Below are 14,577 nucleotides of genomic sequence, written 5' to 3'. Positions count from 1 at the left end.
GGTCGGAAAATAGCGAGTTTCGAGTACCGGAGCGGAATGTACATTTAGGTACATGAGCACCGGCCTGCGCCGGCCATAGCCTTAATTCAACTGCCACGCCACTCATGAATGCTTCGGCCGGCGAAGGCCGGAAGCGCAGAAAATCGCCATTTGCAGACCGCCCTCACGTGAATCTAGAGCGGAATCGAACGATCGTCGGCAAAGGCCTGCAGTAGCGCCCGCATCGGCGTACCCTGGGCGGGCGCCATCAGATTGTCCCTGAAGAAGGCCTGCAGTTCCTGCAGCGGAAGTTCGGTCAGCATCGCCTTGACCGGGCCGATCGAGGCCGGCGACATCGAGATCGAACGGAAGCCGAGGCCGATCAGCGCCATCGCCGAGATCGGCTTGCCGGCCAGCTCGCCGCAAAGCGTCACCGGTGTGTGATTGCGGGCGCCGGCATCGGCGATCGTCTTCAGCACCCGCAGGAACGGCGCCGAAAGCGTGTCGAAGCGGTCGGCAAGCTGCGTATTGCCGCGGTCGACCGCCATGACGAACTGGAAGAGGTCGTTGGAGCCGACCGAGACGAAATCCACCGCCTTCATCAATTCGTCGAGCTGGAACAGGAGCGAGGGCACTTCCAGCATCGCGCCGAGCTTGAGGCTGGTGGGCAGGTGGTGCGCGAAGCGCGACAAATGCCGGACCTCGCGGTCGATGATCTCGCGCGCCTGCGCGACTTCCGACAGCTCGGTGACCATGGGCAGCATCAGCTTCAGTTCGCGGCCACCGCTGGCTTTGAGCAGCGCCCGGATCTGCGTCCTGAGCAGGCCAGGACGATCGAGCGTCAGCCGGATCGCCCGCCAGCCCAGCGCCGGGTTCTCTTCCTGGATCGCGCCCTTGAAGTAAGGCAGCACCTTGTCGCCGCCGATGTCGATGGTGCGGAAAGTGACCGGTTTGCCGCGCGCGGCGTCGAGCACATCACGATAGAGCCGCTCCTGCGCCTCGGCGCGCGGGAAGGTCGAGGCAACCATGAACTGCAGCTCGGTGCGGAACAGGCCGATGCCGGCGGCGCCCGACTCGGTAAGCTGCGGCAGGTCGACGGCAAGGCCCGCATTCATCAGGAGATCGACCGGAATCCCGTCCCTGGTCAGCGACGGCTTCTTGCGCAGCTCACGGTAGACTTCCTGCCGTCGGGCCCGGAACCGGACCTTTTCGGCATAGGCGGCTTCCAGGTCGGATTGCGGCCTGAGATGGATGGTGCCTTCCTCGCCGTCGACGATGATGGCGTCGCCGTTTTCCGCCATGGAAACGGCGCCCTTCACCTGTCCGGCGACCGGAATGCCCATGGCGCGCGCGACGATCACGACATGGCTGGTGGCGGCGCCGTCCTCGAGCACCAGGCCGCGCAGCTTGTCGCGCGGATAGTCGAGCAGCTCGGCCGCGCCCATCGAGCGGGCGACGATGATGGCGTCCTTGGGCAGCGCGGCCGCGACATCCTCCGGCCCGCGCCCCATCAGCTGGCGCAACAGCCGGTTGGCGAGATCGTCGAAATCGCTCATCCGCTCGCGCAGATAGGGATCGGTCATGTGCAGCATGCGCGCGCGCATGTCGCTTTGCACCTTTTCGACCGCGGCTTCCGCCGTCAGGCCGTTGCGGATCGCCTCTTCCAACCGACGCACCCAACCACTGTCATTGGCGAACATGCGGTAGGCTTCGAGCACCTCGCGGTGCTCGCCCTCGAAGGCGACCTCGCGCCGCTCCAGCATGTCGTCGATGGAGAGGCGCAGCGAGCCGAGCGAGGACTGCAGCCGGCGCACCTCCTCCTCGCTGTCCTCGTTGAACAGGTTGGTGACGACGATGCGCGGCTCGTGCAGCACGACATGGCCGAGACCGACGCCATCGTTGAAGGAGACGCCGGTGAAGCTCGCCGGGCGGCGCAGGTCGAGCTCCAGCCCCGGCTTGGTGAGGCGGGCAAGATCGCCGGTGGCGATCATCTCGGCGATCACCATCGCCGTCGTTTCAAGCGCTTCGACCTCGTCGTCGCGATAGTGGCGCATGGTCTTGTTCTGCACCACCAGCACGCCCAGCGTGCGCCCTGCCCTCAGCACCGGCACGCCGAGGAAGGAATTGTAGATCTCTTCGCCCGTCTCCGGCAGGTAGGCGAAGGCCGGATGTTCCTGCGCGTTGGAGAGATTGAGCGGCCGCGCGCTGGCGGCGATCGTGCCGACCAGGCCCTGTCCGAGCCTGAGCTGCGCCAGGTGGACGGCGTTCGGGTTCAGACCTTCGGTGGCGTAGAGTTCGAGCACCGAGTCGGCGCGCAGCACATAGAGCGAGCAGACTTCGGCGACCATGTTGGAGGCGATGTCGCGCACGATGCGGTCGAGCCGCTCCTGCGGCTCCAGCGGCTCTTGCATGAGCTCGCGAAGCCGTTTGAGCAGAACGCGCGGGCCACTGGCCGTATCACGCATCGCGGCTTGTTCTCCAATGGGCATTTCGCCCGCCGCAGTTTCTCCCGCGGCCGGCGTTCACGCAACAACTGACTCAGTTCTTGCTATTGCTTATCCAGACCGTAGACGGAATGCAAAGTGCGAACCGCCAGTTCCGTATAGGGACCGTCGATCAGTATCGAAATTTTGATCTCGGACGTGGTGATGGCGCGGATGTTGATCGCCTTGTCGGCCAGTGCCTTGAAGGCAGTGGCGGCGACGCCGGCGTGGCTCCTCATACCGATGCCTATGACCGAGACCTTCGACATGCCGGCTTCCGACTGCACGACGTCGTAGCCGACTTCCGGCTTCAGCTTCTCCAGCACCGCAAGCGCCTTGTCGACGTCGCCGGACGGCACGGTGAAGGTCATGTCGGTGAATTTGCCGTCCTCGGAAATGTTCTGGACGATCATGTCGACATTGATGTTGGCCTCGGCCAGCGGGCCGAAGATGCCGGCGGCGACGCCTGGACGGTCGCCGACGCGGCGCAACGAAATCTGCGCTTCGTCCTTGGCGTAGGCAATTCCGGTGACGACCTGCTGTTCCACGATCTCTTCCTCGTCGCAAATGAGCGTTCCGGGCGGATTGAGCAAATCCCCCATTCCGGGCGCATCGGGATCGTCGAAGGACGACCGCACGAAGGTACGCACCCTGTGTACCATGGCAAGCTCGACCGAGCGCACCTGCAGCACCTTGGCGCCGAGCGAAGCCATTTCGAGCATTTCCTCGAACGAAATCTTGGCGAGACGCCGGGCTTTCGGCTCGATGCGAGGGTCGGTCGTGTAGACGCCGTCGACGTCGGTATAGATGTCGCATCGGTCGGCCTTGACCGCCGCGGCGATCGCCACGGCGCTGGTGTCGGAGCCGCCGCGGCCGAGCGTCGCGATACGGTTGTCCGGCCCGATGCCCTGGAACCCGGCGATGACCGCCACCTGGCCCTCGCCGAAGCGCTTGATCAGGAAGGCGCCGTCGATGTCGAGGATGCGCGCCGCGCCATGGGCATTGTCGGTCTTGATCGGGATCTGCCAGCCCTGCCAGGACCGTGCATGAATGCCCATGTTCTGCAACGTGATCGCCAACAGGCCAGCCGTGACCTGCTCGCCCGAAGCAACCACGGCGTCATATTCGCGCGCGTCGTGCATGGGCGAGGCTTCGCGGGTCCAGCCGACCAGCTCGTTGGTCTTGCCGGCCATGGCCGAGACCACCACGGCGACGTCGTGGCCGGCATCGACCTCGCGTTTGACATGGCGCGCCACATTGCGGATGCGGGCGATGTCGGCGACCGAGGTTCCGCCGAATTTCATCACGATACGCGCCATGGAAGCGAAATGCCTTTGACTCAAGCCGGCTCAAGGCCGGAACGGGAGGAAACGCCAGGGTGACCAAGCGCGGAAATGCGCGGCCTCCTTAGCCAAAACAGCAAGGCTTCGCAAGCGAGCGCACTTATTAGCCGGCCCGGCACCACTCATCCTGACGGATTCCTGTCGCCGGTCATGCCACAAGACTGCCGAAACGGCCCGTTGGAGATTCTCATGTCCGAGACCCTGGAAATCGTCACCTTCCGCCTGAAGCCCGGCACCGAAGCCGGCTTTGTCTCCAACAATGGGATCATGACGGATTGGCTTGCCCGGCAGCCGGGCTTCCAAAGCCGGCAGCTCGGCAGGTGCGAGGATGGAAGCTGGGTGGACGTCGTGCGCTGGCAGAGCCTGGAACAGGCCCAGGCGGCGGCGGACCGCATCATGGCCGAGATCGGCGCCAGCGAGGCGGTTCAGGCGATCGACCCGGCCAGCGTCGACATGAGGCACGCGGCGGTCGCGCTGTCGAAAATCTAATGCATGTCGCGCAAAAGTGTGCGGCGGTTTTGCGATAACGACATGCATGGAAACAAAGCCTTAAAGCGCGTCGCCTGAATCCGCTTCAGCGCGACGCGCTTTAGCCGGTCGAGGATGCGCAACGCAGCGCGATGGCCTTCCACAGTCCTGGATAGTCGACAATGAAGCCGGACGGCGAGACGTCCAGCACCTGGTCGTAGCCGAATTTCGGCGCGGCATAGGCGTAGCGGCTGTCGTCGAGGCGACGGTAGGTCTGGTCCAGACGTTCAAGCCTTAGCTCCGGAAAGGCCAGATAGGCCGCCGGGGCAGGCGCCGCAGCGCCGACGGCAAGGTCGAAGCGGCGGATCGCCAGCAGGTTCGTTGCCGGCGTGAAGCCGAGGTCGACATCGACAAGCCCGGCAACCTCCGCCTGCTCCGCGCCATTCAGCGTCCATCGGCCGTCGGCCAGCCGTTCGACCTCGTAGCGCAAGGTTTGCGTGCCGAGAAAGCCGTCGACGCTTGCGAAACGCGTGCGCCAGCCGGCATCGCAATCCGCCGCATAGGCAAGGCTGCAGGGCTGGCCGTCATGGAGGAAGAGGGCATGCCCCTTGAGCCGCCAACCGCTCGGGGTCGCACAAAGCAGGCAGGCATCGTGGCCTTCAAGATCGAGACGGCGCCAGAGGATCGACGTGTGAGGTCGCATGATCGCGTTCCTTTTCGAACAGTCTATGCCGTCCCATTCGCGCGAAGTCACAATCCCGTTTCACCATCGGTCCGACCAAGCTGCCACGTGCTGACAGCACGAGAGCTTGGCGGCAGCTGAAAAAACCTGCCTTGACATTCCCTCCCCCGCGCCCGACTTCCTAACGTCAGCGCCGCGCGTCCTTTGGGACGCAGGACACTGTAGCACTTTGACCTTGTGCATGATCCGTTCCGAAATCGATACCGATTTTCGGGGTCACGAGTTGGAGACCCGCCTATGCCAGAGCCCCGCCGATCGACCATCGATGCTGGAGAAGTGGAGCGCTTCTCCGCCCTTGCCGCCGAATGGTGGAACCCGAACGGCAAGTTCCGTCCGCTGCACAAGTTCAACCCGGTGCGGCTTGCCTATATCCGCGACCAGGTGGCGGCGCGTTTTGGCCGCGATCCGCGCGCGGCGCGGCCTTTCGATGGCCTGCGCTTCCTCGATATCGGTTGCGGCGGCGGGCTTTTGTGCGAGCCGATGGCCAGGCTTGGCGCCGAAGTGGTCGGCGCCGATGCTTCCGCGACCAACATCGAAGTGGCGAAGCTGCATGCGGCGGAGGCCGGCGTCAGCGTCGACTACCGCGCCACCACGGCCGAGGCGCTCGCCGATGCCGGCGAGGTCTTCGATGTCATCCTGAACATGGAAGTGGTCGAGCATGTCGCCGATGTCGACCTGTTCGTCGCCAAATGCGGGCAGATGGTCCGCCCCGGCGGCATCATGTTCGTCGCCACCATCAACCGCACGCTGAAAGCGCTTGGCCTTGCCATCATCGGCGCCGAGTATGTGTTGCGCTGGCTGCCGCGCGGCACGCATCAGTTCGGCAAGCTGGTGCGGCCGGAGGAGCTGGCAAAGGCACTGGGCGCGGCCGGTCTCACGGTGATCGACCGCACCGGCGTCATCTATCACCCACTGGCCGACCGCTGGCAGCGCTCGAAGGACATGGACGTCAACTACATGGTGCTGGCCGAGAAAGCCTCGGTCTGATCAATGGGTCCTCAGGCTTCCAACGGCCGATAGCCACCGCGCCAATAGATCAGGGCCTGTCCGGCATCCTGCGTCCTCACCGCCTCGACCGAACCGATGACGATCGAATGCGTGCCGCGATCGATCATCTCGTCGAGGCTGCAGTCGAAAGCGGCCACCGCGTCGCAGAGCAGCGACGCGCCCGTCTTCAGCGTCGTCCATTCGGCGCCCTCGTAACGATCCTTGCCCTTGATGCCGCCGAAGCCGGAGAAGCGCTCGGCAACCTGCTGGTGCTGGGGCCCGAGCGAGTTGACGCCGAAATGCCGGTAGCGCTCGATGATCGGCCAGGTCGATGAGGAGCGGTTGACGCAGGCGATCACCTTCGGCGGCTCGGCCGACAGCGACACCACGGAAATGACGACGAGGCCGGTACGGTCGTCGCCGACGCCGGCGGTGATGACGCTGACATTGCCGACGATGAGGCGCATGGCGGCGCGGAAATCAGCGACGCTGACCGGATCTTCTGGCGTGGACTGACCTTCTGCCGTGGACATTGCCATCTCCTTGTCTAAGCCGCCGACTGCATCGCGGCCGGCGCGACGCGAATGCCTCTTTCTTCGAGAATAGGCAGGACCGTGTCGCGGAAATAGGGGAATTCCTCGACATAATCGACGAAGGACAAGGTCGAGCCGCGGAAGCCGGCATGGTGCAGTTGGGTGATGCCGTCGGCCACCTGCTCGGGCGTGCCGGTCAGCGGAAAACCGCCATGGCCCGCCGCCATGCGGTCGCGGATGAGCGCCAGAAGGTCGTGCGGGAAGGATTGCGCGTGGGCGAATTGCAGCCGCACCAGATTGTCCACCGCCGCCCAATCGGCATTGGCGCGGCCGAAATGCTCAAGATAGTCCTTGGCTTCCTTTTCCGTCGGCCGGCACACGACATGGGCGAAGGTCAGCACATCGACGTCCCTGCCCGCCGCTTTGCCCTGCTCCTTCAGCGCCGCGAGTTCGTCCTTCGAGCGCGAGAGGTCGATCGCCGGCGTGAACAGGAAATCGGCGTTGCGGACAGCAAATTTCCGCCCCTCTTCCGAGCCGGCCGCGTTGAGGATCGGCAACGGCGATGACGGACGCGGATCGCCGAGCACGTTCCTGAGCTTGAACCAGGTTCCGTCCCAGTCGAAGGCCTCCGTGCGGCTCCACAGGGCGCGCACGATGTCGAACCATTCCTGAGCGTAGCCGTAGCGGGTGGTGTGGTCGTCGGGCAGCGTCAGCCCAAGTGCCTCGTATTCCGGCTTGTTCCAGCCGGCGACGATGTTGAGGCCGATGCGGCCGCAGCTGATCTGGTCGATGGTGGCCAGTTGCTTGGCGACGACGACAGGGTGGTTCGCCGCCGTATGGGTCGTGGCAAAGACGGTGATGTTGCGGGTGAGCGCCAGCAGCCCCGCTGCCCAGGTGATCGTCTCAAGCACGTTGCCATGAAAATTGGTTTCGCCGCCGTAACCGATCCAGCGCGCGATCGGCAGCATGAAGTCGATGCCGGCTTCATCGAGAAGGCGGGCGAGCTTGAGGTTGTTGTCCCAGGAATTGTCCCAGCGCTCGGCGACCTTGGTGACGGTCATGCCGCCGGAACAGTTGGACGCGAAGGTGCCGAGAAAGAAAGGCTGGGTGCCAGGCGCGGACTTGTCGAGCATGCTCACGACGATGTTCTCCTCACATTTTTGATTATAATTTATGATAGAAAGTCTATCATAAATTCATGTGGACGCAATCGCGTGGATCGGCGCATCCTCGCGGCAAGGGAGAGGCTGATGAACGAGCGTCGCAAATCGCTGGAAACACAGGAAGAACTGCTCGACCGCGGCTGGCATCTGGCGCGCACGCCACTCGAGATCGACGTCACCGAGGTCGAATATGCGCTGATGCGCTCCTACGAGGCGTTCGGCCACTGGCAGGCGGAGTGCCTCGCCACCGTGATCGAGTTTTCGGCCAGCGGGCCGGAAAACGCGCTGCTCCACATCATCAGGATGAACGACCGGCCCAAAAGCGTCCGCGACCTTGCCCAGATGACCAATCGCGACGACATTCCCAACATCCAGTACAGCCTGCGCAAGCTGTTGAAGGGCGGGCTGATCACGCGCACCGGCAGCGGCAGGGCCGGCGTGACCTACGAGGTGACGCCGCTGGGTCATCGGGTGACGGAACGCTATGCCGATATCCGTTCGGTGCTGCTCATCGAAGCGGTGAAGCGCATTCCCGAGATGGCCGAGAAGCTCGAGGACGTCGCGCGCACGCTGGAGTTGATGACGGGCATCTATGAGCAGGCGGCGCGCGCCGCCGCCACCCATCGCCGCCGCCACCCGCGGCCGGAATCCTCCGGCAAGCAGGATTAGCTCCGGGACGACGCCGGCTCGACCCGAACCGGCGCCGGCGCGCCGGCTTGGCTTTGCGCCTTGGTCGTGATGAAAACCCCGGCGGTGATGATGGCGGCGCCCAGCCAGGTCAGAAGCTGGTAATGCTCACCGAGGAAGAGCGTGCCGGCGAACAACCCAACGGCCGCCGCCACATAGCCGATCTGGCTGAGATAGACCGGCCCACCGACCGCCTGCAGGCGGAAGAAGAAGGCAAACATCGCCGAGGCCGACACAACCTGACCGACGACGACGAGGGGCACGGCGCCGAGCGGGGCGAAGGCATGCGTGCCCAGAAGGCCGAGGATGCCAATGAGAAGCAGCGTGGCCGAGGCCAGGTGGCTGCCGACGGCAAGCTCGATCGGGCCGGTGTCTTGCGGCCAGTCGACGGTGCGGTAGATGTTGCCGGCGGCAAGGCTGACCGGGATGAGCAGTCCGATCGCAACCCAGAAATAATCGGCCGGCTGGCCGGCCTCGCCGCGCGTCAGCGCGACCATCGCCGCGCCGATGAAACCGACGGCGATGCCGATGACGCCGAGCAGGTTGGGGCGCCTGACACCGAGCAGGATCGAGAACACCAGCGTGATCACCGGCGACAGCGTGAACATGATGCCGGTGTAGCCGGCGCCGAGATGCGGAATGGCGGAGAACATCAAAAGATTGGGGACGGCATAGGAAATCGCCGCAGTGACGAAGAAATAGCGCAGCTTGTGCGGCGTCAGCCGGATGCGCTCGCCGCGCAACAGAAGCGCCAAGAACAGCACGCCGCCGGCGCCCAGCGAGATGACGAAGGCCCAGACCATGGCGGGCACGCCGGCGGCGGTGGCGAGCTTGCCGAACGGCAGCGTCATGCCAAGCAGGCCGCCCGTCACGACCAGAAGCCAGATCGCTGAATCCCAGAGAAATCTCATTGGTTCGTCCTGTCGCTGCGAGACCGCTTGGCGGCCAGTTCTTATTGCAGTAAGATAATGCAAAGATTCTTTATGTCAAGATACTTTACGGTGAGCAATATGGATCGAGCGGGCAGGGCCATGGAACAGTGGCGACGGGAACGACCGGATCTCGACGTGTCGCCGATGGGCGTCATCGGGCGGTTGAACGAGGCCTCGGCGCTCATTGCGCGCGACCGGCTCGCGCCGGTATTCGCCCGCTTCGGGCTGCAGTCCGGCGAATTCGACGTGTTGGCGACGCTGCGCCGTACCGGCGCGCCCTATGCGCTGACGCCGACCGAGCTTTACGAGGCGACGATGGTGACGTCGGGCGCCATGACCGCCCGCCTCGACCGCCTGGAAAAGGCCGGTCTGACCCGGCGCGCGCCGCACCCCAGCGACCGGCGCGGTGTGGTGGTGCAATTGACCGAGAAAGGGCTTGAGCTCATCAACGAAGCGCTTGCCGCCCACGTCGCCAACGAGCACGAAATCCTTGCTGGCCTGACACGCGAGGACCGGGAAATGCTGGCGAAGCTGCTCGGCAAATTGATTGGCAGCATGAGTTGACACCTGACGAGAGGATCAATTCCGCCTCGACTTCGCAGCCAATCTCCTGTTGCGCCATCTTCGGAGGGCGATCATTCTTCGCAGCAACCACTCGGGAACGCCGACATAACGCGCGGCCTCGACCTCTGCCGCAAAGGCTTGCTCGGCCATTGCGGTATCGCTCATGTCGGGCAAAGCGTTCAGCATCCTGTCGGCCTCGTCAAATGCTTCAGCTGCCCCGGGAAGTGCTTTGGTGAAAGCCATTTGGCGCCGGATACACGCCTGTTCAATACGCTGGCGCAATTCTTCGCGATACTCGATGCCGAACCGTGCGAGACGCGCATGTGTTGCCTCATGCACGATCACTGAGGCAATGAGCTCACACGACGTCTTTTTGTCGAGCACGAACCGTTGATCGAGCTGGCAAGTCCAGGTACCTACGCTGAACTGTCCGCGATAGGGGATTGCCAAAATCCAAATACGACTGAGGTCTCTTGCAAGCCTACGGTAGCGGATTGGATCGTGTTGGCGAATGAGCGACAGGGCCTGGACCACCCGATCAATCTCTTGCTGATCTCCAACAACCAGCAAACCGTCCACTGTCAGACTGTCCGAGGTCTTCAACCAAATCCACTGAAAGAACCTCTCTACGAGGCCCGAAAAGATTTCTCGCCGCCGCCCGCTCAGTTCCGGTCGTCCGGAAAGCTCGGGATCGGCATGAACTCGACGCCGTCCTCGACGAGGCTCTGCGCCTCTTCCGGCGTCGCCTCGCCATAGATGCCGCGCGGATCGGTTTCGCCGAAATGGATCTTGCGCGCTTCCTCTGCGAACTTGTCGCCGACATAGTCGGCATTCTCGCGCACCTTCTCGGCCAGCGCCTTGAGCTGCGCCAGCGCCTGCTTCTGCGCCTCGCCCATGGCCAAGGCCACCTTCTCCTGTTTACGGGATGTGGAGACGGCGGGCGCCATCAGCGCCTTCTCGACCTTGTGCGAGCCGCAGCTCGGGCAATCGACGAAGCCGCGCTTCTTCTGGGTGTCGAAATCGTCATTGCTGCGGAACCACGCTTCGAACTCGTGCTCGTGTTCGCAGATCAGGGAGAAACGGATCAAGAGGCGGCACCCCTGAGACGCGGCGCTTCGCTTGTCCCGGCTTTGACGGCGAAATCCCGCGCGTTCTTCAGATTGGGGATCTTGCGGCGCGCGGCCAGCGACTGGGCCGGATCGATCTCGGCGACGATCACACCGGGCTCGTTATGCGCGGCCTCGGCGATGATGCGCCCCCACGGATCGACGATCAGCGAATGGCCATAGGTCTCGCGCCCGCCCTCATGCAGGCCGCCCTGCGCGGCAGCGATGACATAGGCGCCGTTCTCGATGGCGCGGGCGCGCAGCAGCACATGCCAGTGCGCTTCGCCGGTCTGGCGCGTGAAGGCGGCCGGCACCGTCAGCACTTCGGCCCCGGCCATCGCCTCGGCGCGGAACAGCTGCGGAAAGCGCAGGTCGTAGCAGACGGCAAAGCCAAGCTTCGTCCCTTCGATGTCGGTCACGGCCGCTTCCGTCCCTGGCTCGTAGGACGCGGATTCGCGCCAGCTCTCGCCATTGTCGAGATCGACGTCGAACATATGGATCTTGTCATAGCCGGCAATCACGGCGCCGTCTGGCGAAAACAGGAAAGCGCGGTTGGCGAGCTTCCCGTCGGCGCGGCGAATGGCCGTCGAGCCGATATGCAGGTGAATGCCGAGCTCCTTCGCCAACCTGCGCGCGGTCGCGACGACGATGTCCTTGTCCTCCGCGGTAAAAGCGGCCGCGCCGGCTTCCTTGTCGCGCACCAGCGCCCCGGTCATTTCCGGCGTCTGGACGTAGGTGGCGCCCTGGCCGGCGGCCTGGCGGACCAGGATCTCCATGTCGGCGGCGTTGCGTTCCGGGCTCGTGCCCGAACGCATCTGCACGGCGGCGGCCTTGAAACTACCCATGGTCATCTCCCGTTGGCGAGCATCGCGTCCAGCCGGCCCCGCGACTCCAGATCGTGGAGGTCGTCGCAGCCGCCGACATGCGTGTCGCCGATGAAAATCTGCGGAAAGGTGGCTCGCCCATGCGCCTTGGAAATCATTTCCTGGCGCAGCTCCGGCGAGAACGAGGCGTCGTGCTCGGTATAGGCTACCCCCTTGCGGTCGAGCAACCGCTTGGCGGCGTTGCAGTAGCCGCACATCATGCGGGTATAGATCGTCACATCAGCCATTGGCCGGCAGTCCTCATGCATGCCGTCCAGTGAGGTACGAAAGCGACATGCGGCAAACAACAAATTAAAACCTATATAGTCGCGGACTCATCGGGCCGAAAGTCCCCAGGCAGGACGCGGGCGAAAGTGAGGATGTCGACGGCTCCGGCGCCGCCCCTCTTCAGCGCCTTGGCGACCGCCCGCACCGTTGCGCCGGTGGTGTAAACATCGTCGACCACAAGTACCCGGCGCCCGGCTATCTCGATTTCGGCTTCCGGCGGGACGCGAAAGGCGGCGCGCACATTCTCCTCGCGCTCGTGCCGTTCGAGTCCGACCTGCTGGCGCGTCAGCTTCACGCGCCTGATCGCGGATGGCGAGAAGGGCAGCCCGCCGAGCTTTGCAACGGCCCGTCCGAGCTCCGCCGACTGGTTGAACTGGCGCCGGAAGAAGCGCCGCCAGTGCAACGGCACCGGCACGACCAGGTCGGCCTCCGCGGCCAGCTCCGCGCCGGCGCGCATCATCCAGTTCGCCATCCACGGCGCGAGGTCGGTTCGATCCTGATATTTCAGCCCCTGCACCATCTGCCGCGCAACACCTGAATAGACGACGGCCGCCCGCGCCCTCTCGAAGGGCGGAGGATCGGCGATCGCCTCGGCGGACAGAAACCCCTCGCCCATGTCGTGGATGAAGGGCGTGCCCATCACCGGGCACCAGGGCTTCTCCAGCAGCCTCAGCTTCGGCCAGCAGGCGCCGCACAGCACGCCAGGCTGCGACACATGGCGACGGCAGCCGGCGCAAACCGGCGGAAACAACAGGCGCGCCGGCCAGGCCAGTGCCTGCCGGGCCATATCCTGGACCGCTATGGTCTTGATCTTGTGCACCGGATCGGCCACGTGATTGGAACCCGGCGCACCTTAACACCACTCCGGCACGCGCGGACAACAGGAAGCTTTTCGTTGCAGCCCTTGATCGACACCGAGCTCTGGCTCGCGCGCAAGCGCAGGGCTCTCGCCCGCCCCGTCGAAGGCGCCGATTTCCTGATGCGGCGCGCCGCGGAAGACCTTGCCGACCGGCTGGGTGCCGTCGAACGCCGCTTCGGCAAGGCGGCCGCGCTGTTTTGTCAGACGTCGGCGGCGGCGGACGTGCTCGCCGGCAGCGGCAAGGTCGGGGAGGTCGTACGCGTCGAGATGGACGAAGCGCTTCTGGCCGGCGGCCCCGGCCTGGTGGCGCCGCCGGAGACCGTGCCGTTCGAGGAAGGCAGCCTCGACCTCGCTGTCTCCCTGCTCTCGCTGCACGCCATGAACGACATTCCCGGCGTGCTCGCGCAAATCCGCCGGGCGCTGAGACCGGACGGGCTGTTCCTCGGCGCTCTTACCGGCGCGGGCACATTGGCGGAACTACGCGAAAGCATGCTTGCGGCCGAGACGGAGCTTTACGGCGGCGCGAGCCCGCGCATCCTTCCTTTCACCGACGTGCGCGACGCGGGCGCGCTGCTGCAGCGCGCCGGCCTGGCATTGCCGGTCGCCGATGTCGAAACGGTCGCGGTGCGCTACGATACGCTGTTCGATCTCGCGGCCGATCTCCGCGCCATGGGCGAAACCAACGTGCTCATCGATCGCAGCCGCCGGTCGGCCGGCAGACGCCTGTTTGCCCGCGCGGCCGAAATCTATGCCGAGCGATTCTCGGATCCGGACGGCCGTATCCGCGCAAGTTTTTCGATTGTTTGGATGTCCGGCTGGGCGCCAGACGCCTCGCAACAAGAACCGCTCAGACCTGGATCGGCCAAGGTCTCGCTAAAGGCTGTCCTGGAGAACCCGCCTAAGACTTGAGCGCGCCCGTCGTCAGTGAGCGAAGGCGTTGGCTAGCTTGCTGTTGTTGTCGGTGAACAGCCATACGAGCCCATCGGCCGCCTGTTTGACCCCGGCGATGATGGCGAGCGACAACACCACGACGATCAGGCCATATTCGACGGCCGTGGCGCCCGTTTCATCTTCAATGAATTGCTGCAGCAGGTTTTTCATGATCATCGATCCCTCATGCAGAAACTCTAATGTCTTACCCGTTAAGAAAGGTTAACGGCAAAAGCTTAACAGCGAGTGAAACGCCGCCGTGCCGCGAAATCATTAACCAAGTCAGCACTCGCCGCTGCGGCTGCCGTCATTGCGGATGACACAGATTGAACTGGGCAAAGGCTGCAGCACGCTGCGGCGCAGCGTATATGTATTGGGACGATGACCGATCGATCCGGTCGCCGTCATGTCGAGCCCGCCAGGGAAGCCGTCGCGAGCGCTCTGCGGCCGGGTCTGGCTGTCCAGGAAAGGCGTTGCGATCAGCGCCAGCGCCACCGCGGCCGAGCCGAAGAGAAGCGTGATCCGCAGGATGCCCATGCCGGCGTCCACCGCGCGGAAGCCGCGGTCGGGTCGGATCGAGTCCCAGTCTCTTTCGAGGCTCATGCCGTGTTTCCCAGTCATCGACGATATCGCCGCGCGAAACGGCCTCG

Annotated in this window: 18 protein-coding genes; 5 read left to right on the top strand and 13 right to left on the bottom strand. The window is 64.5% G+C overall.

The genetic code is table 11. The annotated features are described in order from the left end of the window. Window positions 1–173: 173 nt before the first annotated feature. On the bottom strand, window positions 174–2,444 hold the full coding sequence (gene ptsP, locus FJ414_RS15580) for a phosphoenolpyruvate--protein phosphotransferase (RefSeq protein WP_140645253.1): 2,271 nt from the start codon (window positions 2,442–2,444) through the stop codon (window positions 174–176). A gap of 83 nt (window positions 2,445–2,527) precedes the next feature. After that, window positions 2,528–3,781 (bottom strand): aspartate kinase, encoded by a 1,254-nt coding sequence (locus FJ414_RS15575; RefSeq protein WP_140645252.1) that lies wholly within the window; start codon window positions 3,779–3,781, stop codon window positions 2,528–2,530. Between the two features lie 213 nt (window positions 3,782–3,994). On the opposite strand from FJ414_RS15575, the gene FJ414_RS15570 reads away from it, so the two are divergent. Then, complete coding sequence (locus FJ414_RS15570; RefSeq protein WP_140645251.1) at window positions 3,995–4,294, top strand: hypothetical protein; 300 nt, start codon at window positions 3,995–3,997, stop codon at window positions 4,292–4,294. 100 nt (window positions 4,295–4,394) lie between these two features. Here the strand turns inward: FJ414_RS15570 and FJ414_RS15565 are convergent, their stop codons facing one another. Then, window positions 4,395–4,976, bottom strand: coding sequence for a putative glycolipid-binding domain-containing protein (locus tag FJ414_RS15565; protein ID WP_140645250.1), 582 nt, complete (start codon window positions 4,974–4,976; stop codon window positions 4,395–4,397). A gap of 276 nt (window positions 4,977–5,252) precedes the next feature. Here FJ414_RS15565 and ubiG point away from each other — a divergent pair, with 276 nt between their 5' ends. Beyond that, window positions 5,253–6,002: a bifunctional 2-polyprenyl-6-hydroxyphenol methylase/3-demethylubiquinol 3-O-methyltransferase UbiG gene (gene ubiG / locus FJ414_RS15560; RefSeq protein ID WP_140645249.1), complete on the top strand. Its 750-nt coding sequence runs from the start codon at window positions 5,253–5,255 to the stop codon at window positions 6,000–6,002. Between the two features lie 11 nt (window positions 6,003–6,013). On the opposite strand, the gene FJ414_RS15555 is transcribed toward ubiG, so the two are convergent. Beyond that, entirely contained in the window at window positions 6,014–6,535 is a 522-nt protein-coding gene (locus FJ414_RS15555) for a flavin reductase family protein (protein WP_140645248.1), read from the bottom strand. A 14-nt stretch (window positions 6,536–6,549) separates the two neighbouring features. Further along, a complete protein-coding gene (locus FJ414_RS15550; RefSeq protein ID WP_140645272.1) occupies window positions 6,550–7,668 on the bottom strand; it encodes an LLM class flavin-dependent oxidoreductase in 1,119 nt (372 codons plus the stop codon). Window positions 7,669–7,785: 117 nt separating this feature from the next. Between FJ414_RS15550 and FJ414_RS15545 the strand changes: the two genes are divergently transcribed. Beyond that, window positions 7,786–8,367 carry a winged helix DNA-binding protein gene (locus FJ414_RS15545; RefSeq protein WP_140645247.1) on the top strand — a complete coding sequence of 194 codons (582 nt, stop codon included), beginning with the start codon at window positions 7,786–7,788 and terminating at the stop codon, window positions 8,365–8,367. On the opposite strand, the gene FJ414_RS15540 is transcribed toward FJ414_RS15545, so the two are convergent. Further along, the gene (locus FJ414_RS15540; RefSeq protein WP_140645246.1) at window positions 8,364–9,296 is read right to left on the bottom strand and encodes a DMT family transporter; all 933 of its coding nucleotides are present in this window, start codon (window positions 9,294–9,296) and stop codon (window positions 8,364–8,366) included. The two genes, FJ414_RS15545 and FJ414_RS15540, sit on opposite strands and share 4 nt — an antisense overlap. 99 nt (window positions 9,297–9,395) lie before the next feature. Here FJ414_RS15540 and FJ414_RS15535 point away from each other — a divergent pair, with 99 nt between their 5' ends. Further along, complete coding sequence (locus tag FJ414_RS15535) at window positions 9,396–9,881, top strand: MarR family transcriptional regulator (RefSeq protein ID WP_140645271.1); 486 nt, start codon at window positions 9,396–9,398, stop codon at window positions 9,879–9,881. 15 nt (window positions 9,882–9,896) lie between these two features. Here the strand turns inward: FJ414_RS15535 and FJ414_RS15530 are convergent, their stop codons facing one another. The 5 genes from FJ414_RS15530 to FJ414_RS15510 all read right to left on the bottom strand — a co-directional run bounded on the left by FJ414_RS15530 (window position 9,897) and on the right by FJ414_RS15510 (window position 12,970). Next, entirely contained in the window at window positions 9,897–10,484 is a 588-nt protein-coding gene (locus tag FJ414_RS15530; protein ID WP_140645245.1) for a hypothetical protein, read from the bottom strand. Window positions 10,485–10,543: 59 nt separating this feature from the next. After that, complete coding sequence (locus FJ414_RS15525) at window positions 10,544–10,969, bottom strand: DUF1178 family protein (protein ID WP_140645244.1); 426 nt, start codon at window positions 10,967–10,969, stop codon at window positions 10,544–10,546. Continuing rightward, on the bottom strand, window positions 10,966–11,832 hold the full coding sequence (locus FJ414_RS15520; RefSeq protein WP_140645243.1) for a carbon-nitrogen hydrolase family protein: 867 nt from the start codon (window positions 11,830–11,832) through the stop codon (window positions 10,966–10,968). Before FJ414_RS15520 ends, FJ414_RS15525 begins: the two co-directional genes overlap by 4 nt. Window positions 11,833–11,834: 2 nt before the next feature. Further along, a complete protein-coding gene (grxC, locus tag FJ414_RS15515) occupies window positions 11,835–12,098 on the bottom strand; it encodes a glutaredoxin 3 (protein WP_140645242.1) in 264 nt (87 codons plus the stop codon). A 71-nt stretch (window positions 12,099–12,169) separates the two neighbouring features. Then, entirely contained in the window at window positions 12,170–12,970 is an 801-nt protein-coding gene (locus FJ414_RS15510) for a ComF family protein (RefSeq protein ID WP_140645241.1), read from the bottom strand. Between the two features lie 63 nt (window positions 12,971–13,033). On the opposite strand from FJ414_RS15510, the gene FJ414_RS15505 reads away from it, so the two are divergent. Beyond that, the gene (locus tag FJ414_RS15505; protein ID WP_140645240.1) at window positions 13,034–13,906 is read left to right on the top strand and encodes a methyltransferase domain-containing protein; all 873 of its coding nucleotides are present in this window, start codon (window positions 13,034–13,036) and stop codon (window positions 13,904–13,906) included. Between the two features lie 12 nt (window positions 13,907–13,918). Here the strand turns inward: FJ414_RS15505 and FJ414_RS15500 are convergent, their stop codons facing one another. Continuing rightward, on the bottom strand, window positions 13,919–14,098 hold the full coding sequence (locus FJ414_RS15500) for a Flp family type IVb pilin (protein ID WP_140543577.1): 180 nt from the start codon (window positions 14,096–14,098) through the stop codon (window positions 13,919–13,921). A 111-nt stretch (window positions 14,099–14,209) separates the two neighbouring features. After that, entirely contained in the window at window positions 14,210–14,530 is a 321-nt protein-coding gene (locus tag FJ414_RS15495) for a hypothetical protein (RefSeq protein WP_140645239.1), read from the bottom strand. Window positions 14,531–14,577 lie beyond the last annotated feature (47 nt).

Source organism: Mesorhizobium sp. B3-1-6, from assembly GCF_006439555.1.
Lineage (GTDB): Bacteria > Pseudomonadota > Alphaproteobacteria > Rhizobiales > Rhizobiaceae > Mesorhizobium.
This window is presented reverse-complemented; position numbering and strand designations above follow the sequence as displayed.

Coding starts and splice junctions, on each gene's coding strand:
- ptsP (WP_140645253.1), bottom strand. CDS start 2,444: ATGCGTGATACGGCCAGTGGCCCGCGCGTTCTGCTCAAACGGCTTCGC.
- FJ414_RS15575 (WP_140645252.1), bottom strand. CDS start 3,781: ATGGCGCGTATCGTGATGAAATTCGGCGGAACCTCGGTCGCCGACATC.
- FJ414_RS15570 (WP_140645251.1), top strand. CDS start 3,995: ATGTCCGAGACCCTGGAAATCGTCACCTTCCGCCTGAAGCCCGGCACC.
- FJ414_RS15565 (WP_140645250.1), bottom strand. CDS start 4,976: ATGCGACCTCACACGTCGATCCTCTGGCGCCGTCTCGATCTTGAAGGC.
- ubiG (WP_140645249.1), top strand. CDS start 5,253: ATGCCAGAGCCCCGCCGATCGACCATCGATGCTGGAGAAGTGGAGCGC.
- FJ414_RS15555 (WP_140645248.1), bottom strand. CDS start 6,535: ATGTCCACGGCAGAAGGTCAGTCCACGCCAGAAGATCCGGTCAGCGTC.
- FJ414_RS15550 (WP_140645272.1), bottom strand. CDS start 7,668: ATGCTCGACAAGTCCGCGCCTGGCACCCAGCCTTTCTTTCTCGGCACC.
- FJ414_RS15545 (WP_140645247.1), top strand. CDS start 7,786: ATGAACGAGCGTCGCAAATCGCTGGAAACACAGGAAGAACTGCTCGAC.
- FJ414_RS15540 (WP_140645246.1), bottom strand. CDS start 9,296: ATGAGATTTCTCTGGGATTCAGCGATCTGGCTTCTGGTCGTGACGGGC.
- FJ414_RS15535 (WP_140645271.1), top strand. CDS start 9,396: ATGGATCGAGCGGGCAGGGCCATGGAACAGTGGCGACGGGAACGACCG.
- FJ414_RS15520 (WP_140645243.1), bottom strand. CDS start 11,832: ATGGGTAGTTTCAAGGCCGCCGCCGTGCAGATGCGTTCGGGCACGAGC.
- grxC (WP_140645242.1), bottom strand. CDS start 12,098: ATGGCTGATGTGACGATCTATACCCGCATGATGTGCGGCTACTGCAAC.
- FJ414_RS15500 (WP_140543577.1), bottom strand. CDS start 14,098: ATGAAAAACCTGCTGCAGCAATTCATTGAAGATGAAACGGGCGCCACG.
- FJ414_RS15495 (WP_140645239.1), bottom strand. CDS start 14,530: ATGAGCCTCGAAAGAGACTGGGACTCGATCCGACCCGACCGCGGCTTC.